Annotated in this window: 27 protein-coding genes, 1 pseudogene and 1 riboswitch; of the genes and pseudogenes, 18 read left to right on the forward strand and 10 right to left on the reverse strand. The window is 63.1% G+C overall.

Annotated elements, in window-relative coordinates:
- Positions 1 to 52: 52 nt before the first annotated feature.
- Genes DTX69_RS24155 through DTX69_RS24180 form a run of 6 tightly spaced genes read right to left on the reverse strand, consistent with a single transcriptional unit; the run spans position 53 to position 6,753 of the window.
- Positions 53 to 451, reverse strand: coding sequence for a hypothetical protein (locus DTX69_RS24155; protein ID WP_119304146.1), 399 nt, complete (start codon positions 449 to 451; stop codon positions 53 to 55).
- A 1-nt stretch (position 452) separates the two neighbouring features.
- Complete coding sequence (gene ctaD / locus DTX69_RS24160; protein ID WP_119304147.1) at positions 453 to 2,993, reverse strand: cytochrome c oxidase subunit I; 2,541 nt, start codon at positions 2,991 to 2,993, stop codon at positions 453 to 455.
- On the reverse strand, positions 2,990 to 4,057 hold the full coding sequence (locus DTX69_RS24165) for a sodium:calcium antiporter (protein WP_119304148.1): 1,068 nt from the start codon (positions 4,055 to 4,057) through the stop codon (positions 2,990 to 2,992). The genes ctaD and DTX69_RS24165 overlap by 4 nt, the downstream gene beginning before the upstream one ends.
- A 4-nt stretch (positions 4,058 to 4,061) precedes the next feature.
- Entirely contained in the window at positions 4,062 to 5,060 is a 999-nt protein-coding gene (locus DTX69_RS24170) for a cytochrome c oxidase subunit II (RefSeq protein ID WP_284736033.1), read from the reverse strand.
- Entirely contained in the window at positions 5,057 to 6,202 is a 1,146-nt protein-coding gene (locus DTX69_RS24175) for a c-type cytochrome (RefSeq protein ID WP_162917519.1), read from the reverse strand. The genes DTX69_RS24170 and DTX69_RS24175 overlap by 4 nt, the downstream gene beginning before the upstream one ends.
- A complete protein-coding gene (locus DTX69_RS24180) occupies positions 6,199 to 6,753 on the reverse strand; it encodes a cytochrome c oxidase assembly protein (RefSeq protein ID WP_284736034.1) in 555 nt (184 codons plus the stop codon). Before DTX69_RS24180 ends, DTX69_RS24175 begins: the two co-directional genes overlap by 4 nt.
- A gap of 215 nt (positions 6,754 to 6,968) precedes the next feature.
- Positions 6,969 to 7,091: riboswitch (TPP riboswitch) on the forward strand.
- Positions 7,092 to 7,164: 73 nt separating this feature from the next.
- On the opposite strand from DTX69_RS24180, the gene thiC reads away from it, so the two are divergent.
- The 8 genes from thiC (at position 7,165) to DTX69_RS24220 (ending at position 14,472) form a co-directional block, all read left to right on the forward strand.
- A complete protein-coding gene (thiC, locus tag DTX69_RS24185) occupies positions 7,165 to 8,937 on the forward strand; it encodes a phosphomethylpyrimidine synthase ThiC (protein ID WP_119304152.1) in 1,773 nt (590 codons plus the stop codon).
- Positions 8,934 to 10,061 (forward strand): glycine oxidase ThiO, encoded by a 1,128-nt coding sequence (gene thiO / locus DTX69_RS24190; RefSeq protein ID WP_119304153.1) that lies wholly within the window; start codon positions 8,934 to 8,936, stop codon positions 10,059 to 10,061. The genes thiC and thiO overlap by 4 nt, the downstream gene beginning before the upstream one ends.
- Complete coding sequence (gene thiS, locus DTX69_RS24195) at positions 10,058 to 10,270, forward strand: sulfur carrier protein ThiS (RefSeq protein ID WP_119304154.1); 213 nt, start codon at positions 10,058 to 10,060, stop codon at positions 10,268 to 10,270. Before thiO ends, thiS begins: the two co-directional genes overlap by 4 nt.
- 2 nt (positions 10,271 to 10,272) lie before the next feature.
- Positions 10,273 to 11,043 carry a thiazole synthase gene (thiG, locus tag DTX69_RS24200; protein WP_119304155.1) on the forward strand — a complete coding sequence of 257 codons (771 nt, stop codon included), beginning with the start codon at positions 10,273 to 10,275 and terminating at the stop codon, positions 11,041 to 11,043.
- Positions 11,040 to 11,654, forward strand: coding sequence for a thiamine phosphate synthase (locus tag DTX69_RS24205; protein WP_119304156.1), 615 nt, complete (start codon positions 11,040 to 11,042; stop codon positions 11,652 to 11,654). Before thiG ends, DTX69_RS24205 begins: the two co-directional genes overlap by 4 nt.
- Entirely contained in the window at positions 11,651 to 12,304 is a 654-nt protein-coding gene (gene thiE / locus DTX69_RS24210) for a thiamine phosphate synthase (protein WP_119304157.1), read from the forward strand. The genes DTX69_RS24205 and thiE overlap by 4 nt, the downstream gene beginning before the upstream one ends.
- The gene (thiD, locus tag DTX69_RS24215) at positions 12,301 to 13,104 is read left to right on the forward strand and encodes a bifunctional hydroxymethylpyrimidine kinase/phosphomethylpyrimidine kinase (protein WP_119304158.1); all 804 of its coding nucleotides are present in this window, start codon (positions 12,301 to 12,303) and stop codon (positions 13,102 to 13,104) included. The genes thiE and thiD overlap by 4 nt, the downstream gene beginning before the upstream one ends.
- Positions 13,105 to 13,302: 198 nt before the next feature.
- The gene (locus tag DTX69_RS24220; RefSeq protein WP_119304159.1) at positions 13,303 to 14,472 is read left to right on the forward strand and encodes a mandelate racemase/muconate lactonizing enzyme family protein; all 1,170 of its coding nucleotides are present in this window, start codon (positions 13,303 to 13,305) and stop codon (positions 14,470 to 14,472) included.
- Positions 14,473 to 14,565: 93 nt separating this feature from the next.
- On the opposite strand, the gene DTX69_RS24225 is transcribed toward DTX69_RS24220, so the two are convergent.
- Positions 14,566 to 15,315 (reverse strand): phosphosulfolactate synthase, encoded by a 750-nt coding sequence (locus DTX69_RS24225; protein WP_162917520.1) that lies wholly within the window; start codon positions 15,313 to 15,315, stop codon positions 14,566 to 14,568.
- Positions 15,316 to 15,491: 176 nt separating this feature from the next.
- On the opposite strand from DTX69_RS24225, the gene DTX69_RS24230 reads away from it, so the two are divergent.
- From DTX69_RS24230 to DTX69_RS24255, 6 genes are all read left to right on the forward strand, one after another.
- The gene (locus DTX69_RS24230; protein ID WP_284736035.1) at positions 15,492 to 15,836 is read left to right on the forward strand and encodes an ArsR/SmtB family transcription factor; all 345 of its coding nucleotides are present in this window, start codon (positions 15,492 to 15,494) and stop codon (positions 15,834 to 15,836) included.
- 44 nt (positions 15,837 to 15,880) lie between these two features.
- Complete coding sequence (locus DTX69_RS24235; RefSeq protein ID WP_284736036.1) at positions 15,881 to 16,954, forward strand: permease; 1,074 nt, start codon at positions 15,881 to 15,883, stop codon at positions 16,952 to 16,954.
- A gap of 8 nt (positions 16,955 to 16,962) precedes the next feature.
- Entirely contained in the window at positions 16,963 to 18,243 is a 1,281-nt protein-coding gene (locus DTX69_RS24240; protein WP_284736037.1) for an ATP-grasp domain-containing protein, read from the forward strand.
- 17 nt (positions 18,244 to 18,260) lie between these two features.
- Complete coding sequence (locus DTX69_RS24245; protein ID WP_284736038.1) at positions 18,261 to 19,190, forward strand: LysR family transcriptional regulator; 930 nt, start codon at positions 18,261 to 18,263, stop codon at positions 19,188 to 19,190.
- 71 nt (positions 19,191 to 19,261) lie between these two features.
- On the forward strand, positions 19,262 to 20,626 hold the full coding sequence (soxC, locus tag DTX69_RS24250) for a sulfite dehydrogenase (RefSeq protein WP_284736039.1): 1,365 nt from the start codon (positions 19,262 to 19,264) through the stop codon (positions 20,624 to 20,626).
- Between the two features lie 58 nt (positions 20,627 to 20,684).
- Positions 20,685 to 21,191 carry a c-type cytochrome gene (locus DTX69_RS24255; RefSeq protein ID WP_284736040.1) on the forward strand — a complete coding sequence of 169 codons (507 nt, stop codon included), beginning with the start codon at positions 20,685 to 20,687 and terminating at the stop codon, positions 21,189 to 21,191.
- A 95-nt stretch (positions 21,192 to 21,286) separates the two neighbouring features.
- On the opposite strand, the gene arsB is transcribed toward DTX69_RS24255, so the two are convergent.
- From arsB to DTX69_RS24275, 3 genes are read right to left on the reverse strand one after another with little or no spacing between them, the layout of a single operon-like run.
- Positions 21,287 to 22,348 carry an ACR3 family arsenite efflux transporter gene (gene arsB / locus DTX69_RS24265; RefSeq protein WP_119304161.1) on the reverse strand — a complete coding sequence of 354 codons (1,062 nt, stop codon included), beginning with the start codon at positions 22,346 to 22,348 and terminating at the stop codon, positions 21,287 to 21,289.
- A gap of 3 nt (positions 22,349 to 22,351) precedes the next feature.
- Complete coding sequence (locus DTX69_RS24270; RefSeq protein ID WP_119304162.1) at positions 22,352 to 22,861, reverse strand: arsenate reductase ArsC; 510 nt, start codon at positions 22,859 to 22,861, stop codon at positions 22,352 to 22,354.
- A gap of 27 nt (positions 22,862 to 22,888) precedes the next feature.
- On the reverse strand, positions 22,889 to 23,227 hold the full coding sequence (locus DTX69_RS24275; RefSeq protein ID WP_119304163.1) for an ArsR/SmtB family transcription factor: 339 nt from the start codon (positions 23,225 to 23,227) through the stop codon (positions 22,889 to 22,891).
- 99 nt (positions 23,228 to 23,326) lie between these two features.
- Between DTX69_RS24275 and DTX69_RS31120 the strand changes: the two are divergent.
- The 4 genes and pseudogenes from DTX69_RS31120 to DTX69_RS24285 form a co-directional block, all read left to right on the forward strand.
- Positions 23,327 to 23,770 (forward strand): annotated as a pseudogene (locus tag DTX69_RS31120) (nitroreductase family protein); the annotation flags it as partial.
- Positions 23,771 to 23,786: 16 nt separating this feature from the next.
- A complete protein-coding gene (locus DTX69_RS30835) occupies positions 23,787 to 23,954 on the forward strand; it encodes a nitroreductase family protein (protein WP_284736041.1) in 168 nt (55 codons plus the stop codon).
- A gap of 3 nt (positions 23,955 to 23,957) precedes the next feature.
- Positions 23,958 to 24,122: a hypothetical protein gene (locus tag DTX69_RS30390; RefSeq protein WP_162917521.1), complete on the forward strand. Its 165-nt coding sequence runs from the start codon at positions 23,958 to 23,960 to the stop codon at positions 24,120 to 24,122.
- Between the two features lie 151 nt (positions 24,123 to 24,273).
- Positions 24,274 to 25,005, forward strand: a 732-nt coding sequence (locus DTX69_RS24285) for an NAD(P)/FAD-dependent oxidoreductase (protein ID WP_162917522.1), incomplete at its 3' end; no start/stop codon positions are given.

The raw sequence follows: 25,005 nt of genomic DNA on the forward strand, positions 1-25,005 counted from the left end.
CCAGCGGCGCAGTTGTATATGAGCGATCTTCCGGTGGAAGACTGCGTTTGGCTTACATTTGTGTCTGATCGCAGGTTTCGAGCAGACCGATGGCCACTCCGGACCATGACATGGCAACGACTGACAGAATGATCAGAAAGCCGGAAATGATGTCGTAGGCAGTCCATCCGGCCGCATTGCTGCCCCCACAAACCGCACGCCGGATGCGGCGGCCGCAGAGAAGAATCGCGAGCGCAGCGGCAACTGATGCGGCAGTCACGCCCACCATGAAAAGAAGCAGCCAGCCGCCGATCGCTGTTTCCCCAGGTGAGATTGCACAAGCCAGCGTGTGCACCGCGTACACGATTGAGAACTGCACAGCCCAGATGAGCGGACCGGCCAGAAGGTACGCGATCAGCCTGACAATCGAGGTAACGTGCTGCTTTTGGCCAGGGCTTCCGCTATGCACCATTCTAGCCAACCGCTCGCGGAAAACCGTGTACCAGGATCAGACCCAAAAGCGTCTGCGCCACGCCATAAACAAACAGCATGAGCGTATTGTCGAAAGTGACCCGCCTTTCGCGATCCACTCTGCCGACGAATGCACGGGCGACGGTGAAACCAGCCATGATCAGAACAGCAAACGCCACTTGCAAGTTCAGCGCACTCGCCATGTACACCATGGCGCCGTAGGCATTGGCAGTCGGCCGTAGTCCCGAGTTCCAGTGCACGAACAACTCGACCAAACCCGCGGCAGCCAGACACGCCGCAGCCAGAAAAAGCAGGAGCACTCCGCGTATATCGCGCCGACCGGGCGCCGGCAGCAGGCGATTGGCGACAACGATGATTGCAGTGCCCAATGCCAGAAGCAGCGCCGTGCCGATCGCCCAACTCGGGGTCGGCAGTGGCGGCGAGCCGTGTGGCGCCCAAACCTGTGGCGAAACGAGCCAAAGATAGAGATATGAAAAGGCGAAGGCGACATAAAGCGAGGCGGCGACCAGGATGAGAACGCTCATCGCCCACCACGAGTGCGAAGAAGGGCCGGACATGTAGGTCGGCAACTTGATGCCGCCGCCGATTTCGACCGGCTCTTTGCCGGGTCCGTGATCGAGCTGCCATGCCCACGCGATGCACGACGCGATCGCGAGCAGTGCGCAGATCAATGCCGGAACCACGACCTTGACTGTGAGGAGCAGGAAGCAGGCCGCCGTGAAAATGGCGGCCCAAACATGGCCCCAGCCGTTCCCGGGCATCCGGATGATGTATTCGGGCTCGGCTTCAACGGGGCTTGTGACGATGGTCTCGCGCCCCCCGGTCGGCGCGTTGGGCAAATAGTAGTGCCCCGCTTCCACGTCTTCCGCAAGGCCAGGTTGGTCCCACAGCGGTTCCCGGCTCGATACGCGTGGGATGCTGCGGGTGGAATAGACGTCTGCCGGAAGCCACTCGAGGGTGCCGGCGCCCCAGGGGTTCTCATTTTCTCTTTGTCCCGGCCTGAAGCGGCGCAGGAGATCGACGACGAACAGGAGCACGCCAGCAGCGAGAATAAAGGCGCCGACGGTCGAGATCATGTTGAGGCCATCCCATCCGAGCGAAGGCGGGTAGGTCCAGATACGACGGGGCATACCCGACAAGCCCGTCCAATGCATCGGCAGAAAGGCAATGTTGAAGCCGAGAAACATGAGCCAGAACACCCATCGTCCGACGCGCTCCGAGAGCTGGTTTCGACTGACCATCGTGATCCAGTAATAGAAAGTGGCAAAGAGCGGAAACACCATTCCGCCCACGAGCACATAATGGAAATGCGCAACCACGAAGTAGCTGTCGTGAAGCTGGAAATCCAATGGGACAAGCGCCACTAGAACGCCCGTGAGCCCACCGATGGTGAAAATGAAAAGGAAACCGAGGACGAATAGGGACGCGGTGGTAATACGGAATCGTTCCCGGGCGGCCGCCATGGTAGCGATCCAGGAGAACACCTGGATTCCCGACGGAATGGCAACCGCCATGCTCGCCGCCGAGAAGAAACCGAGGCTCAAAGCCGGGATGCCGGTCGTGAACATATGATGCACCCACAGGCCGAAACTGAAGAACCCGGTGGCGATCAAAGCAACGACAATGAGGTTGTAGCCGACCAGACGGTGGCGCGCCATTGTCGGTACGATCATCGAGACCAACCCTGCGGCCGGAAGGAAAATGATGTAGACCTCGGGATGGCCAAAGAACCAGAACAAGTGCTGCCAGAGGAGTGGATCGCCGCCTTTGGCGGCGGTGAAGAATGGCCAGCCGAAGGACCGTTCGATCTCCAGTAGCATCGTCGCGAGAATCACAGCCGGAAACGCGAACATGATCATGCCGGCAAAAATCAGCATCGACCAGGCGAAGATCGGCATTCTGGCCAGCGACATGCCCGGCGGTCGGGTCTTCAGCGTTCCGACGACGATCTCGACCGCACCGGCGATCGCGGAGATCTCGATGAAGCCGATGCCCAGCAGCCAGAAATCGGCATTATGGCCAGGCGAATATTCCGTCAGCGTCAGCGGCGGATACATGAACCAGCCACCCTTGGGAGCAAGATCGTAGAATATGGTCGAGAAGAAGACGAGCCCCCCAATCATATAAGCCCAGATGGCGAATGCGCTGAGCCGCGGAAACGGTAGATCGCGCGCGGCCAGCATCTGCGGCAGCAGCAAGACACCCAAAGCCTCGATCGCAGGCACCGCGAATAGAAACATCATGGTGGTGCCATGCACCGTGAAGATCTGGTTATAGAGATCCTGATCGAGGAACTGGTTTTCTGGCACGGACAGTTGTGTGCGCATGACAAGCGCGAGCACACCGGCCATGAGGAAGAACAGGAAGGCCCCACCAATATAGGCAACACCCACAGCCGTGTTGTTGACGGCGCTGAGAATGCGCCAGCCCTTTGGCGTCGACCAGATCCGCTCCAGTTGGTCCCGCTCATCATCGGGACGCGGGGTTGGGTTCGGCAATCTGCGGTCGGAACTCGCCGTCATGTCGCGTCCCGCAATGTGTAGAGAAAGACGACACCGCCGGTATAGGCCAGGACCACGAAGATCGAATCGTAGCCCATCCGCAAGAGAGCTCGATCGCGGCGTTCGGCAAGTCCGATCAGGAACAAGGCCGTCAGCACCACGCCGAGCATTGCACCGAAAGCGGAGAAAGCGCCGATTTGGCTTATCACCGGCTCGCCGCTCCCAAGAAGGTCGATGACGAACAGCAATCCGATATTGATGAGGTTCGTGCCGAGAATGTCGGAAATCGCCATGACGAAGAGCCCCTGGCGAGCGGCCGACAAGGCAGTACTTAGCTCTGGCAACGAGGTCGAGAAGGCGACAAGCACAAAGCCGATAAAGCTCGATCCGAGCCCCGTCTGCACCGCAATTGCCTCACCGCTCGAGGCCAGCAGCGCTCCCGCGCCGAGAATAGTTATGGCCACAGCAACTGTTTTCACGATGACGAGGCGAAGAGCGCGGCGCTCTGTCTTCGGGCTCGTTGCTTCCTCGTCCCGTTCCTGAATCGGAGCCCGTTCAATGCGGCCGCCACGCGCCGCCAGCCATGGCCGCCTGCCCTTGGTGCGCGACAGCATCCACACTGATGCGAGGTAGGCCGCGAGGCTGCCCCAGGCCCACAGGCCTATGCCGAAGACCGCTCGGTCGCCAACAATGATGGCTGCCGCAATGGCTGCGAGAAGCGCGATGTTCAAAGCACCCTCCAGAATAATTGTGGGGTCGGGGATCACGGAGGTGAGCGCGTTTCGACCGATCGCTGCGTCAACAGCGGCAAGCAGGGACACCTGCAGCGCAATACTGCCGAACAGGTTGTTGGCCGCCAGCTCTGCCTCACCGGCTAGTGAAGCGGTTGCCGTGACTCCGATCTCTGGCAGGGATGTGACGCCCGCGAGCAGAATGATTCCGACGATGGCCTGCCCGATGCCAGTGGCGTTTTTGATCGTGTCGGCATATTCAGATAGCCGGGTGCCGGCGATCCATACAGTGATAGCGGAAAGCGCAAAGATGATGATGGTCAGGGGCAGGCCCAGTTCGGACAGGGAAGCCATGGCGTCACTTCAGGCTGTCGAGGTAATTGGCAAGCGTGTCGAGCTCCCCTGCCTTGAAATGCCGGAAGGGCGGCATCAGATTTTCCGGCTTGATATGCTGATTGTCGGTGATCCAGCGCGCAAACGAATTGGCGTCGTTCGGCAAGGTGGCGGCGGCGAGCGACATGCGCGACCCGACATGCGTGAGATCCGGACCAATCGTGCCGCGCGCCTCCGTGCCCCTGATCGTGTGGCAGGCACCGCATCCGCTCTCCACGAAGACTGCGTGGCCGCGCTTTTCAGCCTCGGTCGCCGGCGGCAGCGCCTTCGATGCCTCGCGCGCTAGCCAGGCTTGATATTCCTCTTCCGGAAGTGTCACCACATAGAAGGCCATCAGGGCATGCGCGCCGCCGCAATATTCCGCGCATTGACCACGACTGACACCGACTTCGTTCGACTGGACGGTCAGCACGTTCGTGCGGCCCGGAATCATGTCCAGTTTGCCAGCGAGCTTTGGCGCCCAGAAGCTGTGGATGACATCGTCGGTGATAAGGCGGAGGGAGATAGGCTGGCCGAGCGGCAGCCGCAGCTCATTGGCGCTCACCACCTCACGTCCCTCTGAATCGCGGTAGATGACCTTCCACCACCAGCGCTTTCCGATGATCGTCACGCTCGGCTCCCCAGCGAATGCGCTGCGGGCGGCGCCCGCCTGCAGAACAAGCAATGCGTACGCAAGGAGGCCGCTCAGAACGACGACCGGCAGCACGAGCCCGCCAGAGACTATGAGCTGATCTCGTGCGATCCAGGCCCGCACGCGCGCCGAACCGTTGAACGCCAATATTCCAAAAACGAGCACGAGCACCAGGGTGGCTGCGCACACGGCCCCGGCGATCCAGAGCAGAAGCCGGATGTCATGTGCCTCATCGCCGCTCGCTGAGAGGGCCGACTGCACACCCTCGCAGCCACCGAGCGCCAGACCTAGAAGAGAAGGCACCATAGGCGTGGTGGGCCGTGAATGGCTCATTCGCCGCCTCTACCCGCGCTCGGCCGATCGGCCGAGTGCTTGTTCTGAAGAGATTCCAGGTATGCCGTGACGTCGCGAATCTGCTGTTGGTTCAGGCGGTTGGCAATGACAGCCATGATTGCGCCGTATGCCGTCTCGTCCCGCAGGCCTCGGCGCCACAGAGATAATTGGCCCATCATGTAGTCCGCCGAGAGGCCACGAAGGATCGGAAATTGCTTTGATGCGCGTCCCGAGTGACAGGCGAGGCACGGCGGGATACCGCTTTCACGAATGCCGATCTCGGCGATGGCACGGCCGCGCTTCAGCGAGCGTGAATCCTTTGGCACGGGAGCGGTGTGGATCGGATCACGTTCGGCATACTCATTGGACAAAGAGTCGATTTGCGCCGCGGTCAGGTTCGTAGCGACCGGCTCCATGAATCCGCTCGATCGCGTGCCGTTCCTGTATTCTTCAAGCGCGCGCTTCAAATAGCCTGCGGACTGGCCATGCAGCGCCGGCACTCGCCGGCTTGCCGGTAGTGTGCTGGCGGTACCGTGGCAGCGCGAGCAGAAATGCGGGAGCTCTTCCTTCTGCTCAAAGACGAGCGGCGAACGCTCCTCGCTCTCAGTGCGCGGCTCTGCACGAACCAAGCGTCGATACTCAGCTCGATCCATATCGGGCAGGCGCCTCAGAAAGGCCACGACGGCCCAGACCTCGTCGTCCCGTTGCGCGCCGGGCCAGGCCGGCATGCCGGTATATTTGAGCCCGTGCTTCACGATCCAGAAGAGTTGCGCCGGGGTCCACTTCGTCGCGGCTTCTTTCAGCGGTGGCGGTGTGGGAAGCATTCTCAGAACGACGGCATTCCGCCGTTCCGTAGGGCTGCCGTGGCACAGTGCACAAGCCGAACTGAAGTGATTGGCCCCCAGAGGCACCAGATCTTCTTCGTTCTGCTTTGGCACTTCGACGAACATGCTATGCGTTTCGATTGATCGCTGCAGGGTGAAGGCGAGGAGCTTGTTCGTGACCAGGAAGTGGCGCTCCGATGCCGCTACGTTATAGACGCCGGAAGCCATGAAAATGGCGGCAAGGAATATCAAGAGAGCGACCGTCCCAAGCGCGACCAGGCCAATAAGCTTCCAGCGTCGAACGAAGACGCCGATCATTGCCAAGCCTTGTCGCTTGGAAGCGGCGAGCTGTGATCGCTCCACTCCAGAAGCCAGCGCGCCGCGAGAACTACACTGGCGAGCACATAGATCAGGGGACATGCGACGAGCATCAAAAGGCCGGCAAGCTGCTGATCCGACAGTGCAGTCTCTACCGGAAAATGTCCGGCCTGCGCGTATAGTTCGCGCAACTGCGGATATATCGGACGGGGCGCGAAGGTGAGCAGAGCGCCAAGCAGGCAGAAGAGCTTGCCCGTGGTGAGTAGCGCGAGGAGCGAGTACCAACGAGCTTCCGCGAATATCACGGAGTACCAAAACAACAGAGCCGCGAGCAGGAGTGATGACTGCATCGCCATGAATCCAACACTGGACGCAAGAGCGAATTGAACCGCAGGCGGCAAATGCCATCCCCAGAGCACGACAAGCTGAAGGACGGTTGCTGGTCCAATCTGCTGGCGAGCTGACGCACCGGTGTGTGCAGGCAGAAGACATCTGCATGCCACGAGGGCGAGGGGCGCCACGACATTCATCGCAACAATGTGGACAGCCATGTGCCCTGCCAGCGGGCCGGTGAGACCAAGCATAGATTGCAAAATATGGTTTTGCGTTGCGCTCTGGAAACAATGACGGAGCCCCCACGACTGTTCCAAGGATCCCGCACTGCGATTGTGGCCTCCTGTGGTTGCGAACAGCGGCCGCGTTGAACTTTGCTCTGGATCGCGTTCAACCGGCTTGACCTGGCCGACCGGTCAGCGTTATCAGTAATGCAGTTTCCTAGGGGTGCCCCGGCAAGGGGCTGAGACTGGCTGGTCGATGAAAATCGGCGACGTCAGGACCCTTCGAACCTGATCCGGGTCATGCCGGCGTAGGGAAGGAAGTTAATGCGCGGACTCCAGCCGCTTTATTTCCCCTTTCGCTTTGGTCAATCCCGGGTCTCCGAAACTCGAAGGACGGAGATCCGCATGCGCCTACCCGAAGCTTCCTCTGCCACCACTGCCGCTGCCGCCGTCACCACTGGCGCCATTCCCGGTTCGCGCAAGGTTTATGCGGGCGCGCACGACGTCGCCATGCGCAGCGTCGACCTGCCGCACGATGCGCAGCAGCAGGCGCTGATGCTCTATGACACATCGGGCTCCTACACCGACTCTGGCGCGCGCATCGATCTGGCGCGCGGATTGGCACGGCGACGGCTTAGCTGGATCGAATCCCGCGGCGATGCCGAAGTTTATGAAGGACGGCCGATCCATCCGCTGGACAATGGCCGGATCGATGGCGAGGCTGCTGTTCCGCCTTGTCCCGCACCGCATGTGCCGCGGCGCGCGCTTCGCGGCCATGCCGTCACGCAGCTCGCCTACGCCAAGCGCGGCATCGTCACGCCGGAAATGGAGTATGTGGCGCTGCGCGAAAACTGCGGGGCTACCGGGAACGGTGCCGTCACACCGGAATTCGTGCGCAACGAGATCGCGCGCGGGCGGGCGATCCTGCCGGCCAACGTCAATCATCCGGAAAGCGAGCCGATGGCGATCGGCCGCAATTTCCTGGTCAAGGTGAACGCCAATATCGGCAATTCCGCAGTTGCGTCCTCCGCCATCGAGGAGGTGGAGAAGATGGTGTGGGCGACGCGCTGGGGTGCCGATACGGTGATGGATCTCTCCACGGGCAGGGACATCCACAACATTCGCGACTGGATTATCCGCAATTGCCCGGTGCCACTCGGCACGGTTCCCATCTACCAGGCGCTGGAGAAGGTCGGCGGCAAGGCCGAGGATCTCACCTGGGAGGTCTATCGCGACACGCTGATCGAGCAGGCGGAACAAGGCGTCGATTATTTCACGATCCACGCCGGCGTGCGGTTGGCCTATATCCCGCTGACGATTGGGCGGGTCACGGGCATCGTCTCGCGTGGCGGCGCCATCCTGGCCAAATGGTGCCTGGCGCATCACCGCGAGAACTTCCTCTACGAGCGCTTTGCGGAGATCTGCGAGATCTGCCGCGCCTACGACATCTCGATCTCTCTCGGAGACGGTCTGCGGCCTGGCTCGATTGCGGACGCCAATGACGCCGCGCAGTTCGCCGAGCTGCGCACGGCAGGCGAGCTGCGCCGCATCGCCTATGATCATGACGTCCAGGTGATGATCGAAGGCCCCGGCCACATCCCGATGCACAAGATCAAGGAGAACATGGACCTGCAGAGCGAGATCTGCGCGGAGGCGCCGTTCTACACCTTGGGCCCGCTCACCACAGACATTGCGCCGGGCTACGACCACATCACCAGCGCGATTGGAGCGGCGATGATCGGCTGGTTTGGCTGCGCCATGCTCTGCTACGTGACACCGAAGGAGCATCTGGGCCTGCCCGACCGGGACGACGTCAAGCAAGGCGTGATCGCCTACAAGATCGCCGCCCACGCCGCCGATCTTGCCAAGGGCCATCCGGGCGCGCAGGCGTGGGACGACGCCTTGTCGCGAGCACGGTTCGAGTTCCGCTGGGCCGACCAGTTCAAGCTGGCATTGGACCCGGAGACAGCCCAGGCCTTCCACGACGAAACACTGCCGGCGGAAGGCGCGAAGCTTGCGCATTTCTGCTCCATGTGCGGCCCGAAATTCTGCTCCATGAAGCTGAGCCACGAGTTGCGGAACGCAAGCGAGGTCGAACGCGGCATGAGCGACATGGCCGAGCGCTTCCGGACCGGTGGCGGCGAGATCTACCGGCCGGAGGAGGTGCAAGCGCCATGATCGCGATCATCGGTGGTGGCGCGATCGGGCTAGCGATCGGCTGGCGGCTGGCAAGCGCCGATCTCGCTGTGACCGTGTTCGACCGTGGGCGCGCAGGCAGCGCGGCCAGCGAGGCCGCGGCAGGGATGCTGGCACCGGTCAGCGAGGCGGAGCCGGAGGAGGACGCGCTGATTCAGCTTGCGCTTGCCGGTCACGCGATGTGGCCCGCCTTTGCCGTGGAGCTCACGGCGAGAACCGGCACGCTGATCGACTATTGGCAATGCGGCGGCTTGCATGTCGCCTTGGATCGCGACGAAGTCGAGCGGCTGCGGTTCCTGCAGGACTTTCTCGCCCGGCTGCAGCTGGAGGCGAGATGGCTCGGCGGGACAGAGGCGCGCTCGCTGTCGCCTCATCTTTCGCCCAATGTGAAAGCCGCCTTGGTCTCGCCGACCGATCACCAGGTCGACAACAGGAAGCTGATGGCTGCGCTGCGCACGGCCTTCGTGACCGATGGTGGCTGGCTGCAGGAACATACCGAAGTCACTGCGCTGGATCTCGCCGGCGGAAAGGTGACGGGCGTCATTGCCGGCGGTCGCCGCTATGCGGCGGAGCTTGTGATCCTTGCCGCAGGCGCCTGGTCTGGTGCCAACGAAGCGCTGCCGGCGCAATATCGCCCGCCGGTGCGGCCGGTCAAGGGCCAGATGCTGTCGGTGCGCATGAGTTCATCGCTTACCGAGCTCATCCTTTGGCGCAATGGCCGCTACCTCGTGCCGCGGCGCGACGGCCGCCTGCTGATCGGCGCGACGGTCGAGGAACGCGGGTTCGATGATCGGTTGACTGCAGGCGGATTGTTCCAGCTGCTGGAAGAGGCGCGCGCGCTGCTGCCCGACATCGACGAGCTGCCGATCGAGGAAAGGTGGAGCGGCTTTCGCCCGGCCAGCCGAGACGATGCGCCGATTCTGGGTCCTTCTCCCTTGCCCGGCCTCATCTACGCCACCGGCCACTACCGCCACGGAATCCTGTTGACCCCGATCACCGCGGCCGGGATCGCGGAGTACGTGCTGCACGGGACCGTGCCCCCAGCGCTGCAGCCATTCTCGGCGGCCCGGTTCGCGGCACGTGGCAGCATGGAGCGCGTCGCATGACCAGCATCGCGATCATCCTGAATGGCGCTGAAATGACTGTCGAGACCACCAGCCTCGCGCAGTTGCTGGCGGATCGGGGCGTCGACGAGCGGCAGCGCTTTGTCGCTGTCGCGGTCAACAATCTGGTCATGCCGCGCAGCGAGTGGGCAAGTGTGCGACTGGCGGCCGGAGACCGGGTCGAGATCGTGCAACCGATGAAAGGAGGCTGACGATGGACGATCCTTTCAATCTCGGCGGGGAGCGCTTCGCGTCGCGGCTGCTGATGGGCTCGGCGGGCTTCCCCAACCAGCAGGTCATGCTCGACGCGCTTGATGCCAGCGGGGCGGAGATCGTGACCGTCGCGATCCGGCGCATCAATCTCAGCGGTCAACACGAGGAAACGGCCGCTGTCCTCGGTGCAAGAGGCCGGCTGCTCCCGAACACCGCCGGCTGCTACACGGCGCGCGATGCGGTGCTGACGGCGCAGCTCGCCCGCGAGGCGCTCGGCACCAACTGGATCAAGCTCGAGGTCATCGGCGATCGTCACACGCTCTATCCCGATGTCCCGGAGCTGCTGGCAGCGGCAGGCGAGCTGGTGCAGGCCGGCTTTGTCGTGCTGCCTTATTGCAATGACGATCCGATCACCTGCCGCAAGCTGGCGGATCTCGGCTGCGCGGCGGTGATGCCGCTGGCGGCGCCCATCGGGTCCGGCATGGGACTGATCAACCGCTACAACCTTGCGATTATCCGCGATCGGATCGAAGTGCCCGTCGTCGTCGATGCGGGGATCGGCACGGCCTCCGATGCGGCGATCGCGCTTGAGCTCGGCTGCGATGCGGTGCTGGTGAACTCCGCCATCGCCAAGGCGCGCCGACCTGTTCTGATGGCGGACGCGATGCGGCGCGCGGTGGAAGCCGGCCGCCTCGCCTGGCGCGCCGGGCGGATTCCGCAGCTGCATCACGCGGAGGCCTCCAGTCCTGAAGCGGGATTGATCGGCACATGAAGCCGCCGCTGCCGACGCCGACCCTGATGGTCATCACCAATCGGCACATGAGCGCGGATCCGGTCGCGACCATCGCGCGGGCGCTCGATGGCGGTGCGAAGTGGATCCTGCTGCGCGAGAAGGACATGGCATCATCCGCGCGTCTTGATCTCGCGAGGCAGATCAAGGCAGACGCCGATCGCCATGGGGCGCTGCTCGGCGTCAATTCGGATCGTACGACCGCCGAGGCGATCGGTGCACTGAACCTGCATCTGCCATCGGATGGCTTGCGGTACGAGATCGATGCAACCGATCTGCTGTTGGGTGCTTCGGTGCACAACAGCGGCGAAGCCGAAGCGGCGGTGCAGATCGGCGCGGACTACCTGGTTGTGGCGCCGGTGTTCGAAACAGAAAGCAAGGCCTTGTCACACCGGCCTCTTGGCCTCCCTGGGCTGCACGCCATCGCCCGCTCGATGCCTGTCCCCGTCATCGCGCTAGGCGGCATCCTTCCGCAGCGAGCGGCCGACTGCCTGGACGCCGGGGCGGCGGGGGTAGCCGCCATGGGCGCCGTCATGCGCGCCGGCGATCCGGCCTCTGTGGTGCACGCTTTCCTGAAGGCAATGCGACGATGAAACGAAGCTTCGATCCCACGCTCTATCTGATCCTCGACCTGGCCTTGATCGGATCGCAACCGCCGCAGCGGCTGATCGCATCGGCGATCGCCGGTGGCGTCTCGCTGGTCCAGCTGCGGGGCAAGGATATCTCTGCACGCGCGCTTTGCGCTCTTGGTGCGGAAACCAGGGCCACGCTCGCGCCGCACGACATCCCGCTGATCATCAACGACGACGTGGCGGTCGCTGCGGCAATCGGCGCCAACGGGGTTCATCTCGGCCAGGACGATCTGCCGGCGGTCCATGCGCGGCGCATTCTGGGCGAGGACGCCCTGATCGGGCTGTCGGTCGGCACGCCGGAAGAGGCCGTCGGGGTCGACGCGACCCTGCTCGACTATGTGAGCATCGGACCGATCGCCGGCACCCGGACCAAAGGCGATGCCGGGCCGGCGATCGGGACTGCGGGCTTCCAAGCCGTGCGCCGGCTGTTTCCCGCTCTGCCTGCGGTCGCGATCGGCGGCATCACCGAGGCAAACGCGGCCGACATCGTGCGCGCGGGTGCAGCCGGCTTGGCGGTTGCGTCGAACCTCTGCTGTGCTGTCGACCCGACGGCTGCCGCGCGTCGCCTGCGTGGAATCATCGCGCGTGCCGAGCAGCAGGCGGCGTCATGATCAGCAACGTCCTGTCGATCGCCGGCTCGGATCCCAGCGGCGGCGCCGGTATCCAGGCGGATCTCAAGACCTTTGCCGCGCTCGGCTGCTATGGCATGGCGGCGATCACGGCGCTGACCGCGCAAAACACGCGTGGCGTCCAGGGTGTCCACGTGCCCCCCGCAGACTTCGTCGCGCAGCAGATCGACGCGATCTTCGCCGACATCCGCGTCGATGCCGTGAAGATCGGCATGCTGGCGACTGCCGAGATCACCAACGCCGTTGCGGCTGCACTACGGCGGCATCGGCCGCGCTCCATCGTGCTTGACCCCGTGATGGTGGCGACCAGCGGCGACACGCTGCTGGCGCCTGAGGCGATAGCGGCGGTCCGCGAGTGCCTGTTGCCGATCGCCACCCTCGTCACGCCGAACCTGCCCGAAGCCGGATTGCTGCTTGGTGCGCCCGGGCCGCGGGATCTGGCTACGATGGGTGAGGCCGCGCGCGCATTGCGTCGGCTTGGTGCGTCCGCCGTTCTGGTCAAGGGCGGTCATCTGGCTTCGCCAAGCTGCGATGACCTTCTGTGGGATGGCACGACCGAGCGCGTGTTGACCGGGCCACGGATCGCGACGCGTCACACGCATGGCACGGGATGCACGCTGTCCTCAGCGATTGCAGCCCGCCTGGCACAGGGAGCGAACCTGGCTGTAGCCGTGGCGGATGCCAAGGCCTATCTCATCGGCGCACTTGAGGCGGCCGACCATCTCGCAGTGGGCCAAGGACATGGCCCTGCCCATCATGGTTGGAATGCCAAGCATGCATAGGTCAGCGCAGAGCTAAGCGCGGTCCAGAGGTATCTGCGCCAACTGTACTCAGTCCTTTGGCGGCACCCAGAGATCCTCGAGACCTACGCCGGCTCCACCGTTGGAAGCCTGCAGAAGAGGTTGATCGCACGCTTGGAGGCAGTTACACCGAGGCAGCGCGACACGCGCGTCGCGGCTTGTTTGAACGGGGCGTTGGTCATGAAGATCGTCAAGATTCGCGAGGCGGTGCTGCCGATCGCATCGGACATCCGCAACGCCTATATCGATTTCAGCAAGATGACCGTCAGCGTCGTCGCGCTCGAGACCGACGTGATCCGCGACGGCAAGCCTGTGATCGGTTACGGCTTCAATTCCAACGGCCGCTACGCCGCGAGCGGGCTGCTGCGCGAGCGCTTCCTGCCGCGCCTGCTTGAAGCCAAGCCGCAGGACATCGTGATTGAGAGCGGAGACAATCTGGACCCGGCTAAAATCTGGCGCATCATGATGACCAACGAGAAGCCGGGCGGCCACGGCGAGCGCTCGGTTGCCATCGGCGTGGTCGACATGGCGGTGTGGGACGCCGTCGCGAAGATCGGGGGCAAGCCGCTCTATCGCTATCTCGCGGAGCACTATAGCGATGGCAAGCCAGATCGCGATGTCTTCGTCTATGCCGCCGGCGGCTACTACTATCCGGGGAAGGATCATCGCGCGCTGCAGGACGAAATGCGCCGTTACCTCGATCTTGGCTACAGCGTGGTCAAGATGAAGATCGGCGGCGCGGACCTCGGCGAGGATCTGCGGCGCATCGAGGCGGTGCTCCAAGTGGTGGGTGAGGGCAAGTCGCTCGCGGTTGATGCGAACGGCCGGTTCGATCTGAAGACGGCGATCGAATACGCCAAGGCGCTACGCCCGTACGACCTGTTCTGGTACGAAGAGGCAGGCGATCCGCTCGACTACGCGCTGCAGGCGGAGCTCGCCAAGCACTACGATGCGCCGATCGCGACGGGCGAGAACCTGTTCTCGCACCAGGATGCGCGCAATCTCCTGCGGTATGGCGGCATGCGGCCGGATCGCGACTGGCTGCAGTTCGATTGCGCGCTGTCGTACGGGCTGGTCGAGTATCTGCGCACGCTTGCGTTGCTGCCGGATCACGGGTTCTCGAGCCGCAACTGCATTCCGCATGGCGGGCATCAGCTGTCCTTGAACATCGCCGCGGGTCTGAAGCTCGGCGGGAATGAATCGTATCCAGACCTGTTTGCACCGTTCGGCGGGTTCGCGGACGGCATTGCCGTCGAAGGCGGCCGCGTGCGGTTGCCCGATGTGCCCGGGATCGGCTTCGAGGCTAAGGTAGCGCTCATCGATGCCATGCGCCATGCGACCATCGCCTGAGGTCGCACGGCTGCCTATACCTCACTCTCTGAAGCTCTGAATACGACCCCAAGTGCGCGCGGTGCCCCAGATTCCTGAGCGGAGCGCTTCGAGTTACACGACCTGGCTATGGTCGACGAACAGATTCACGTCATTCCCGTAGTTCCTCACATACCATTCGAAGACCGCTGGATCGGCCGACTCGAACATTGTCCTCTCCAAACCCAGTGCGCTGATGACCGAAGCCACCACGTCGGTGCGCCATGTGTCGACATTCTCGGTAATGCCCTCGCTCTCGATCATGATCATGTCCGCGCCGGCCTCGAGGGTTCGCTCGGCCTGCTCGATCAGCCAGGTCACGCTTCGTGTCCCCTCTGCCTGCAGTTCACCGGCCGAGCTGCCGCCGCCGGCACCGTGCTGGATACCCAGCTCCGGCTTGGCCTTGAGACCCGCCTGTTTCACGCGTCTGACCAGGCGCACCAGGCTGTCCGACGATATGCTGACGAAGCCGGTGGAAATCTCGACGAGGTCGAAGCCCAGCTCCTTCGCCTCCGTCAGATAGGCGTCCACGGCGTCAGGGCCAAACCGCAGGACATTCTCAATCCAGCCGCCGGTCGAGACATAGACCTCGCGCTGATGCGCTATGTCGTTCATGGCTTTCACGGTCGCCGGGGGCATCAACGCGAATGAACCGCCTGCATATTTGAAGCCGTCGATCCAGGCGCCCATGGTGTCGAGAACGTCGGCGAGGCGACGTGGGCCGTAGACGCTGTAGTAAGGGCCGCGGATCTCCGTAAGGCCGCGCGTGCGAGGCTTCACGGCGCGCGCAGCGCGCGGAATGAACGAGAAGGTAGTGTGCGTCATGGTGTTGGCACCCTTGGCTGTTCTGGAGTTAACAAGATCGCCGTTGGTAGTGCTCTGTTTCAGGCTCGGCATATTCACGGACGGCTGGCGATGTGACCAAGGCGCATGGCGACGATGCTTGACATAACGATATTTCTAGTTATATAGTGTTTTTTTTCGACTAAGGGAGACCGTTTGTGCCCGTCTTGCCCAAGAAACTGACCGAAGCCGAAGCTGCTGAAGGCTTTGCCGCTCTCGGAAACCGCGCGCGTCTACGCCTGCTGCGGCTCCTGGTGCGCGCTGGCGGCAGCGGAATGACCGTGGGAGAGATCGGGCGGCGCATGGATATGCCCGCTTCGACGCTCGCCCATCATCTGGCTGCGCTGGTCCGTGCTGGTCTGGTGATCCAGGAGAAGCGCGGGCGCGAGGTGATCTGCACCGCCGAGTTCCGCATCATTCGAGGGGCGGCGGCCTATCTCACAGAGTCGTGCTGCGTGGGCTTCGAAGATCTGGATTCCGATGCAGCCGCTGGAGTCGCGTGAGTTTTTTTGCCGTGAAAGAACGACTTTTCTAGGGATTTGGAATCATGACGGAGCAAAGCTCGATGACAACGGCCAACCTGGGACGCCCGGGAGCAAGGCCTATCGCACAGTCGATCACATTGCTGCGCCGTCTCGATATTGCTTGGTTGACGGTGGCGCTCATTTTCGCGGCGCTGCTGGTTGTGGCGCCCGACCAGGCCACGACATCTGCGGCCTTCACGGCCGAATCCCTTTGGAAGGTGCTTCCCTTCCTGCTGGTCTCCGTTGCGATCGCTGCTTACGCCAAGGCGAGCGGCACCGACAATCTGATCGCCCGTGCGTTCAGAGGTCATGCCGTCCCGATGGTGATCTTTGCGTCGCTCATGGGCGCGCTGTCGCCGTTCTGCTCCTGCGGTGTCATCCCGCTGATTGCCGCGCTCCTGGCGATGGGCGTTCCGCTCGCGCCCGTCATGGCGTTCTGGCTCGCCTCGCCGATCATGGACCCGTCTATGTTCGTGATCACCGCCGCGACCCTGGGCACGGCCTTCGCAGTCGGTAAGACAGCGGCCGCCATTGGCATCGGGCTCCTGGGCGGCTTCGGAACCCTCGGGCTTCAGCATATCGGCCTGCTCGGCGAGCCAATCGTTCGCGACGGCGTCGGCAACGGCGGCTGTGGCGGCTCCAAGATCCGCAATCCAAAGGCCATCGTCTGGCGGTTCTGGTCGGAGGCGGCGCGGCGGGAAGGCTTCGCCAAGGGCGCACGCGACAACCTGCTGTTCCTCGGCAAGTGGCTGACGCTCGCCTTCTTGCTCGAGAGCCTGATGCTTGCCTATGTGCCCGGCGACCTGGTGGCCAACGTGGCGGGAGGCGAGGGGCCGTGGCCGGTGATCGGGGCTTCGCTGATCGGGACCTTCGCATATCTCAACGGCTACGCGGCTCTGCCGCTGGTATCGGGACTGATGGATCAGGGCATGGCGGTTGGCGCTGGCATGGCGTTCCTCGTCGCTGGCGGCGTCACGAGCCTTCCGGCTGCGATCGCGGTCTATGCGCTCGCGCGGCCGCGCGTGTTCGGCGCCTATCTTGGCTTCGCGCTGATCGGCGCGATCGCCAGTGGGTTCGCCTATGGCGCGCTGGCATGAGCGCTCAGTTGGAGGACATGATGAACCCGACATGCGGACAATACGACGCGAACGCCCTGAACCGGGACTGTTTCTGCATCACGCTTGACAGAGAGGTTCTTCATGGCAGCTTGGAACGCGAGACTACCGGGCAGGACTTTGCCACGGGCTTTGTCGACGCCAGGCAGCATCTTTTCTCCAACACGCCTGTCTTCCTGCCTCGGTCGGCCGTTGAGGAGATGCATGAGATCGTCAAGGCGATCGAGGCGGCATCGCGCTTGGAAGGCTATCGCAAGGCGGCACTCTTCTGGGCTCCTGAGATCGCGCAAAAAGACCATGGACCGGCTGGTGCCTTCATGGGCTACGACTTCCATCTCGACGAGACCGGGGCGAAGCTGATCGAGATCAATACCAACGCGGGTGGCGCCTTCCTCAACGCGATGCTCGCACGCGCTCAAAAGGCCTGCTGCACCGAGCTGGAGCAGTCGTTCCGTCAGGCACAAGTCGATGATTTCGAAGTCAACGTGATCGACATGTTCCGGCGGGAGTGGGTGCGGCAGCGTGAGGGCGGCTCCCCGCGTCGCATCGCGATCGTCGACGATCGACCTGCTGAGCAGTACCTGTATCCGGAATTTGTCCTCGCAAGGCAGATATTCCAGAAGCATGGTATCGAGGTGCTCATCGCGGACGCAGCCGATCTGAGATACGCGAACGGCAGGCTGACAGTGGATGAGGCCGAGATCGACCTTGTCTACAATCGGCTGGTCGATTTCGCGCTGGAGCAGCCCCACCATGCCGCACTCAAGAAAGCCTATCGAGACGGCGCGGTGGTGGTAACGCCCAACCCGCACAATCACGCTTTGCTGGCCGACAAACGGAACCTGACTCTATTGTCCAAACCGGCCGCAATGACGGCCTTCGGGCTGCCGTCTGAACTGCGCTCTCGCTTGGCAGGCATTCCGCGGACGCGGATGGTCACGCCGGAAAATGCCGAGCAGCTTTGGGAAGAGCGGAATGGGCTTTTCTTCAAGCCGACGTCCGGCCACGGAAGCAAGGCTGTCTATCGCGGCAACAAGCTGACCAAGTCGGTCTGGCACGAAATTGCGCGTGGCGGATACGTGGCGCAAGCCTTCGCACCACCAGGCCAGCGCATGATCAATCTCGATGGCGCTCTCACCTCGCGTAAGATGGATGTGCGCCTCTACACCTATGATGGCCAGCTCCTGCTCGTCGCCGCACGCCTCTATCAAGGGCAAGCCACCAATTTCAGGACGCCGGGAGGTGGCTTCGCATCTGTGTTGATCGTTTGACCGGGCGCCCCAACGAGATGAAAGACCTCAAGCGTATCGATCTCAACCTGCTCGTTGCCCTCGATGTCCTGCTCGAGGAACGGAGTGTCACGCGAGCCGCCGACCGCCTCGCGCTGACGCAGCCGACGGTGAGCGCCATGCTGGCGCGTCTGCGCGACCTGTTTGATGACCCACTGTTCGTCCGCGCGCAGCGAGGCCTGTTGCCGACACCGCGTTCAGAGGCCCTAGCGCCTTCACTGAAGGAGTGGCTGGTCGAAGCCCACGGCTTGGTGGCAGGAGAATCCTTTAATCCCGCAACGGCAAGATTTACGGCTTCCATCTCCGCCAACGACTACATCCAGTCCGCGCTGCTCGTGCCCCTCGTTAGGCGACTGCGCCGCGAAGCGCCGAACGTGCGGCTCGCAGTGCGGAGCGCAGAGCTTTGTCATGGCACCATGCCATTCGAGAACGGCGCTATTGACCTCTGCATCGCCACGACGTCCGAGATTCCGTCTCGGGACCTGACATCGCGACCGCTCTACAACGAGCATTACACATGCATCGTCCGCAAGGGGCATCCCTTGGCAAGCGCGCGGATCACGCTGGATCAGTTCTGCCGGTTTCCCCATGTGGCGGTCTCGCCCACGGAAAGTCAGTTCACAGAGCCAGTGGATCAGGCGCTGGCGCAGTTCGGCCGCAAGCGACAGGTCGTGCTCTCGATTCCGGAATTCCTGATCCTTCCCGAAATACTCGCAACCGATGATCTCATCGCTGTGGTTCCCGAGCGGGTCGTGCGGGGGCGCATGAGCGGTCTGCGCACATTCGCGCCGCCTGTCGCCGTACCGGAATTCAGCGTAGTCGCGCTCTGGCACCAGCGCGTGCACACGGATCCTGCCCATCGCTGGCTGAGAGGGCTCGTTGCGGAAACAGCCCGTGAATTCGAGCAGCCGGAACGGCGCTGCGCTTGAGCACATGAGGCATGTTTCGCCGCTCATATAGAGCCCTTCGATAACAGAGCGAAAAAATCCCGATTGGGCCGGTGTCCTCACGCGGCACTATCGTCTATGGCGGGAGCGACGCCAGCGATGAGGTGCATGACGTGATACGTGAGGAGAACTTTCTGGTCGAAGCCCATGGCAAGGAGCCGCGACTGGTCGGGCGCCGCGCGGTGCTGCGCACGGCACTCGGAGCCGGAGGCGTGGCGGCTTTTGCCGCGCGTGGAGATGCGTGGGCTGAGGCGGGGCCCAACACTGTTATTGGACTCCAGGACTGGATGACCACGCCCGGCCGCGGCACCGGCAGCGCTCCCTACGGCCTGCCGTCGCACTTCGAGTCCGCGGTCGTGCGCAGCCTGACCGAGCACACACCGACAGATTTGTCGGCCTGGAGCTTCACCCCTCTGGATCGGCTGACGGGAATCATCACGCCGAACGGGCTGGTTTACGAGCGCCATCACGCTGGAATCCCGGATATCGATCCGAAGAAGCACCGATTGGCCATTCATGGTCTGGTCGAACGCCCGTTGGTGCTGACCATGGACGACCTTTTGCGCCTGCCAGCCGTTTCGCGGATCTATTTCCTCGAATGCGCGGGCAACGGATACACGGAAGTGGTGCAGATGCCCCGCTCGAGGACTGCGCAGTTCAGCCATGGGCTGCTGAGCTGCTGCGAATGGACCGGGATTCCACTCGGTACCATTCTCGATGAGGCCGGGGTAAGGCCGGAGGCGAGATGGATACTCGCCGAGGGCGCGGACGCTGCGGCGATGGCGCGCAGCATTCCGATCGAGAAGGCGCTGGACGACACGCTGGTCGTATACGCGCAGAACGGCGAGATGCTCCGGCCCGAGCAGGGCTATCCGATCCGCCTGCTCGTGCCGGGATGGGAAGGAAACCTCAGCATCAAGTGGCTGAGGCGCCTGGAGCTCGGCGCGCAGCCCTGGCACACCCGTGATGAGACATCGAAATACACCGATCTGATGCCCGATGGCACCGTTCGCCAGTTCACCTTCGTCATGGAAGCCAAGTCGGTCATCACGCGACCGTCGGGTGGGCATCATCTGAGGGCCCATGGTTTCCACGAGATCTCGGGGCTTGCCTGGTCAGGTCGCGGCCGGGTCACCGCGGTCGATGTGTCGACAGACGGGGGCCGCACTTGGCATCGGGCTCGCCTCGATGAACCCGTCTTGTCGAAGGCACTGACCCGCTTTCGATCTCCGTGGCGCTGGGATGGGGCCGCGGCGCTGCTCCAGAGTAGGGCGATCGACGAGACCGGTTACGTGCAGCCTACCCGCGAACAGCTCATCGCGGTGCGCGGGACCAACTCCGAGGACCACTTCAACGCCATTCACACCTGGCGTGTCTCTGAAAATGGTGAGGTGAGCAATGCGCTCATTCAGGCGTAGGCCGCTCACCGCGGGAGCAGCTGTCATCGCGATCTCCGTTGCTGCTGGCCAAAGCGCAATGCCTCAGGACGACAAGGGCTTTGGCATCGGCCAGCGGGTGAGCGAGGCCGAGCTGCAGCTCTGGAACATCGATGTGGGAATCGACGGTGCCGGGCTCCCCCCGGGCGAAGGGTCGGTTCAGGCGGGCAAAGCGATCTACGAAACGAAATGCGTCGCCTGTCACGGCGCCGAAGGACTAGGACAACCGATGGATCGCCTCGCTGGCGGACAGGGCACCTTGAAGTCCGCGAAACCTGTGAAGACCATCGGAAGCTATTGGCCCTACGCAACGACCGTGTTCGATTACGTTCGCCGCGCGATGCCGCTGGACAGGCCGCAATCCCTCTCGCCGGACGAGGTCTACGCGCTCACGGCGTACCTCCTGCATCTAAACGGCATCGTCGAGTCAAACGCGATCATGAACGCTCAGACATTGCCCATGGTGCGCATGCCGAACCGAGCGGCATTCCGTTCTGATCCGAGACCGGACGCAGCCAACTCGGCGTGCCAGACTGACTGCCGATAGGGGACACGGCAGTTGGTCGGACAGCGCCGACGGGTAGCGGAATCCAGTCGATCTCGGCCTTCATGGTGCTGGAGATCGCGCCATGATTGCGATCCTTAGCCGGCTTTCTGCTCGACAGGACGCTGGCGCACCGCGGACCCGGATTCGTACCAGCCGCGCGTGCGATTGACGATGCGAACGACCGATAGCATCACTGGGACCTCGATCAGGACGCCCACGACGGTCGCCAGCGCGGCGCCGGACGAGAAGCCGAACAGGCTGATTGCCGCCGCCACGGCCAGCTCGAAGAAATTGCTTGCCCCGATCAGCGCGGACGGCGCGGCGACGCAATGTGCTTCGCCCGTCCAGCGATTCAAGAGGTAGGCGAAGCCGCTATTGAAATAGACCTGGATCAGGATCGGCACGGCCAACAGAGCGATCACCAGCGGCTGCTGGATGATTTGCTCGCCCTGGAAGCCGAACAGCAGGACCAGCGTCGTCAGCAGCGCCACCAGCGACAATGGTTGCAACGTCCCCAACAGGCGCCGAAGGCCCGCGGGCCCGGCACTGGCGAGGACGGACCGCCGCATGACCTGCGCGATGCAGACCGGCACCACGATATAGAGCACGACCGACAGCAGCAGCGTCTCCCACGGCACCGTGATGGCCGACAGCCCAAGCAGGAGCCCCACAATGGGCGCGAAGGCGAACACCATGATCACGTCGTTGAGTGCGACCTGGCTCAGGGTGAAATGCGGTTCACCATCGCTGAGGTTGCTCCACACGAAAACCATGGCCGTGCAAGGTGCGGCCGCTAGCAGGATCAAGCCCGCGATGTAGGAATTGATCTGGTCTTCAGGGAGCAGCGGGCGAAACAGCCAGGATATGAAGATCCAGCCCAGCGCAGCCATGGAGAACGGCTTCACCGCCCAGTTGATGAAGAGAGTCACACCGATGCCGCGCCAGTGTTGGCCGACCTCGCGAATTGCCGCGAAATCGATCTTCACTAACATTGGGATGATCATCAGCCAAATGAGGGCCGCGACCGGCAGGTTGACCTGCGCGATCTCCAGCCCCCCGATCGCCTGGAAGAGAGCAGGAAATAGGTGGCCCAAGGCAATGCCAAGGACGATGCAAAGCGCGACCCAGAGGGTCAGATAACGTTCGAACGCCGACATGGCCTAAGCCGACTTGGGCAGGGAGCGGCCGATCTCGTCCAGCTGCTTCTGCAGGCTGAGGCGGTCCAGCGACCGCATCGGCAGGCTGGTAAAGATGCTGATGCGGTTGAGAAGCATGCGGTAGGCATCGGCAAAGGCGAAGTGCTTCTCGGCCTCGGTGCCCTCTGCCGCTGCGGGATCGGGCACGCCCCAGTGCGCGGTCATGGGCTGGCCGGGCCAGATCGGACAGACCTCGTTGGCGGCGTTGTCGCAGACGGTGAACACGAAATCCAGATGCGGCGCATCAGGTCCGGCGAACTCGTCCCAGCTCTTGGAGCGCAATCCTGCCGTCGGATGGTTCAGCTTCTTCAGCAGCTCGATTGCGAAGGGATGGACCTGACCCTTGGGATGGCTGCCGGCACTGAAGGCGCGGAACCGGCCCTTGCCTTCGCGATTGAGAATGCATTCGGCAATAATGCTGCGCGCCGAATTGCCCGTGCAAAGGAACAGCACGTTGTAGACGTGATCGGTCATCGGTTGCCTCCCGGGGCAAACAAGGTTTCACGAGCAGCGACTGGGCAGCACTGCCTTGAGCAATTGATCGCAGCGCTCCGCCTGGCCGCGGCAGCAATCCTTGACCAGGAACTCGACCAGCGCTCGAGCGCCTTCCAGATCCGCGCTATAGAGGATGGTCCGACTTTGCCGCTCGGACTTGACCAGCCCCGCCCGCTGCAGAATCGCGAGGTGGCTGGAGAGGGTGCTGGGCGGCACATCCAGGTCATGGGCCAGGTCACCGGCGGGAATAGAATCCGGCGCCAGACGAACCAATTGGCGGAACACCTCCAAGCGCGTTTCCTGGGACAGGGCGCCGAAGGCAGAGAGAGCTTGCTTTGACTTCATATTTCGAGAATTATCGATTGCAACAAAACCGTCAAGCCCTGCAACTGTGAAAGTTGCGTGACGGTGATAGGATGGCGATTGCGCGCTGGGAGGGCGCCCATGGTTCCAGATGATCAGAAGCAGGCCGCGCTGTCCGCGGAAGGCGCGTCCGCAAGTCGCCACGATGTCTCGTGGCTGCAGCGGCGGCGATCCGTCGCGGTCAAGCGACTAGGCCCGCCAGCACCAACGGAGAATGAAGTCCGCGAGATGCTGAGCGCAGCTTTGTCGGCGCCGGACCATGGCGCGCTGCGCCCGTGGCGCCTCGTGCTATGCACACCTGAGTCTCGAGGACGGCTGGCTGACGTGTTTGTAGCCGCGAAGCTGGCGCGCTATCCAGATGCGACTGCGATCGAACTCGAGCGTGAGCGCGAAAAGGCCGTGCGTCCGCCGGTGTTGCTGGCGTTGATCGCCGCGCCGAAACCGCGGATCGAGAAGATCCCCGAGATCGAACAGATCGCGAGCGCGGGCGCTGCGATGCAATCGATTCTTCTGGCTGCTTATGGACTTGGATACGGCGATCATGCTGAGTGGCAGCCGTTGCGCCGCCGAGAATGTTCGAGCCGTCCTTGGCGTCGGGCCTGGGGAGGCGCTGCTCGGTTTCATCAGCATCGGCACGATCGTCGACACGCCAAGACTGGCATCCCGGCCGAGCCTGTCGGATGTGCTTAGCGTGTTCGATGGGTCGTGAGCCATGAGTCAGCTGGCGAGACGGATCATCCTGAAGACTGCGCTGGCGACGCCATTTCTCGTGTCGACGCGCCCATTCGCTGCACCACCCTTTCGCTTCGGCCAGGTCTACCTGGAGAAAGCGCTGCGCGCGCCGGTGGCGGACCGACTGTCCGAATTCATCGACTGAATGAGAACGTGGGCTAGGCGATCTCTGTTCGAGGTGCGTTCTCCACGTTTGAAGGTCGGCGCCAAGCCACGGCTGGTCGTCCAATTGCTATCGACGCCATCGCCGGACAGTAAAACCGAGTGTATTCCACTCGGCGCAAGGACCTTGTTTCATGGCACTCCCAAGTCACGTCAAATACTTAATCATCGGGGCCGGCATCCATGGCCTCTCGACCGCCTGGCATCTGGCTGAGAACCTCCGCAAGAGCGGGAAGGGCAGCGGCAAGGACATCCTGGTGGTCGACAAGACCGCGATCGCGGCCGGCGCCTCCGGCATCGCCTGCGGGGTGGTGCGCAACAACTACTTCCAGCCCGCCATGCGCCGCCTGATGGCGCACAGCGTCTCGGTCTGGGAGAGCGACCCCGAAGCCTTCTCCTATCACCCGGTCGGCTACATGCAGATCAGCCCCGAGGTGATGCACGCCGATGTGGCCAGCATCTACGCGCAGCAGAAGGAGATCGGCTATCCGTCGGTCTTCATCGAGGGCGAGACGGACTGCATGAGCTACATGCAGGGCATCTTCTCCGACTGGCAGGCCAAGGGCATCACCTCCGTCCTGCACGAGAAGAAGGGCGGCTACGCCAACAACACGCGCTCGATCTACGGCCTCGCCCGCAAGGCGGAGAACGAGGATGTGCGCATCCTGACCGGCGTCAAGGTGACCGGCTTCGAGAAGGACGCCTCGGGCGCGGTCAAGACCGTCGTCACCGACCAGGGCAAGATCGGCTGCGACCAGGTCATCATCGGCACCGGCCCATGGGTGAAGCAGATCTGGGACATGCTGGAGCTGCCCAAGGCGATCTCGATCAAGGGCCGCGACGGCCAGATGCACCACGACGTGCCG

Source organism: Dongia deserti (genome assembly GCF_003574735.1).
GTDB classification, from domain to species: Bacteria; Pseudomonadota; Alphaproteobacteria; order Dongiales; family Dongiaceae; genus Dongia_A; species Dongia_A deserti.

What these genes read in the sequence shown, in the direction of transcription:
- DTX69_RS24170 (WP_284736033.1), bottom strand. Translation starts at nt 5,060, where the DNA reads ATGAGCCATTCACGGCCCACCACGCCTATGGTGCCTTCTCTTCTAGGT.
- thiE (WP_119304157.1), top strand. Translation starts at nt 11,651, where the DNA reads ATGAAACGAAGCTTCGATCCCACGCTCTATCTGATCCTCGACCTGGCC.
- DTX69_RS24155 (WP_119304146.1), bottom strand. Translation starts at nt 451, where the DNA reads ATGGTGCATAGCGGAAGCCCTGGCCAAAAGCAGCACGTTACCTCGATT.
- DTX69_RS24245 (WP_284736038.1), top strand. Translation starts at nt 18,261, where the DNA reads ATGAAAGACCTCAAGCGTATCGATCTCAACCTGCTCGTTGCCCTCGAT.
- thiD (WP_119304158.1), top strand. Translation starts at nt 12,301, where the DNA reads ATGATCAGCAACGTCCTGTCGATCGCCGGCTCGGATCCCAGCGGCGGC.
- DTX69_RS24220 (WP_119304159.1), top strand. Translation starts at nt 13,303, where the DNA reads ATGAAGATCGTCAAGATTCGCGAGGCGGTGCTGCCGATCGCATCGGAC.
- DTX69_RS24225 (WP_162917520.1), bottom strand. Translation starts at nt 15,315, where the DNA reads ATGACGCACACTACCTTCTCGTTCATTCCGCGCGCTGCGCGCGCCGTG.
- DTX69_RS24205 (WP_119304156.1), top strand. Translation starts at nt 11,040, where the DNA reads ATGAAGCCGCCGCTGCCGACGCCGACCCTGATGGTCATCACCAATCGG.
- ctaD (WP_119304147.1), bottom strand. Translation starts at nt 2,993, where the DNA reads ATGACGGCGAGTTCCGACCGCAGATTGCCGAACCCAACCCCGCGTCCC.
- DTX69_RS30390 (WP_162917521.1), top strand. Translation starts at nt 23,958, where the DNA reads ATGAGTCAGCTGGCGAGACGGATCATCCTGAAGACTGCGCTGGCGACG.
- DTX69_RS24235 (WP_284736036.1), top strand. Translation starts at nt 15,881, where the DNA reads ATGACGGAGCAAAGCTCGATGACAACGGCCAACCTGGGACGCCCGGGA.
- thiS (WP_119304154.1), top strand. Translation starts at nt 10,058, where the DNA reads ATGACCAGCATCGCGATCATCCTGAATGGCGCTGAAATGACTGTCGAG.
- thiO (WP_119304153.1), top strand. Translation starts at nt 8,934, where the DNA reads ATGATCGCGATCATCGGTGGTGGCGCGATCGGGCTAGCGATCGGCTGG.
- DTX69_RS30835 (WP_284736041.1), top strand. Translation starts at nt 23,787, where the DNA reads ATGCTGAGTGGCAGCCGTTGCGCCGCCGAGAATGTTCGAGCCGTCCTT.
- DTX69_RS24270 (WP_119304162.1), bottom strand. Translation starts at nt 22,861, where the DNA reads ATGACCGATCACGTCTACAACGTGCTGTTCCTTTGCACGGGCAATTCG.
- thiC (WP_119304152.1), top strand. Translation starts at nt 7,165, where the DNA reads ATGCGCCTACCCGAAGCTTCCTCTGCCACCACTGCCGCTGCCGCCGTC.
- DTX69_RS24180 (WP_284736034.1), bottom strand. Translation starts at nt 6,753, where the DNA reads ATGGCTGTCCACATTGTTGCGATGAATGTCGTGGCGCCCCTCGCCCTC.
- DTX69_RS24175 (WP_162917519.1), bottom strand. Translation starts at nt 6,202, where the DNA reads ATGATCGGCGTCTTCGTTCGACGCTGGAAGCTTATTGGCCTGGTCGCG.
- thiG (WP_119304155.1), top strand. Translation starts at nt 10,273, where the DNA reads ATGGACGATCCTTTCAATCTCGGCGGGGAGCGCTTCGCGTCGCGGCTG.
- DTX69_RS24275 (WP_119304163.1), bottom strand. Translation starts at nt 23,227, where the DNA reads ATGAAGTCAAAGCAAGCTCTCTCTGCCTTCGGCGCCCTGTCCCAGGAA.
- arsB (WP_119304161.1), bottom strand. Translation starts at nt 22,348, where the DNA reads ATGTCGGCGTTCGAACGTTATCTGACCCTCTGGGTCGCGCTTTGCATC.
- DTX69_RS24255 (WP_284736040.1), top strand. Translation starts at nt 20,685, where the DNA reads ATGCCTCAGGACGACAAGGGCTTTGGCATCGGCCAGCGGGTGAGCGAG.
- DTX69_RS24165 (WP_119304148.1), bottom strand. Translation starts at nt 4,057, where the DNA reads ATGGCTTCCCTGTCCGAACTGGGCCTGCCCCTGACCATCATCATCTTT.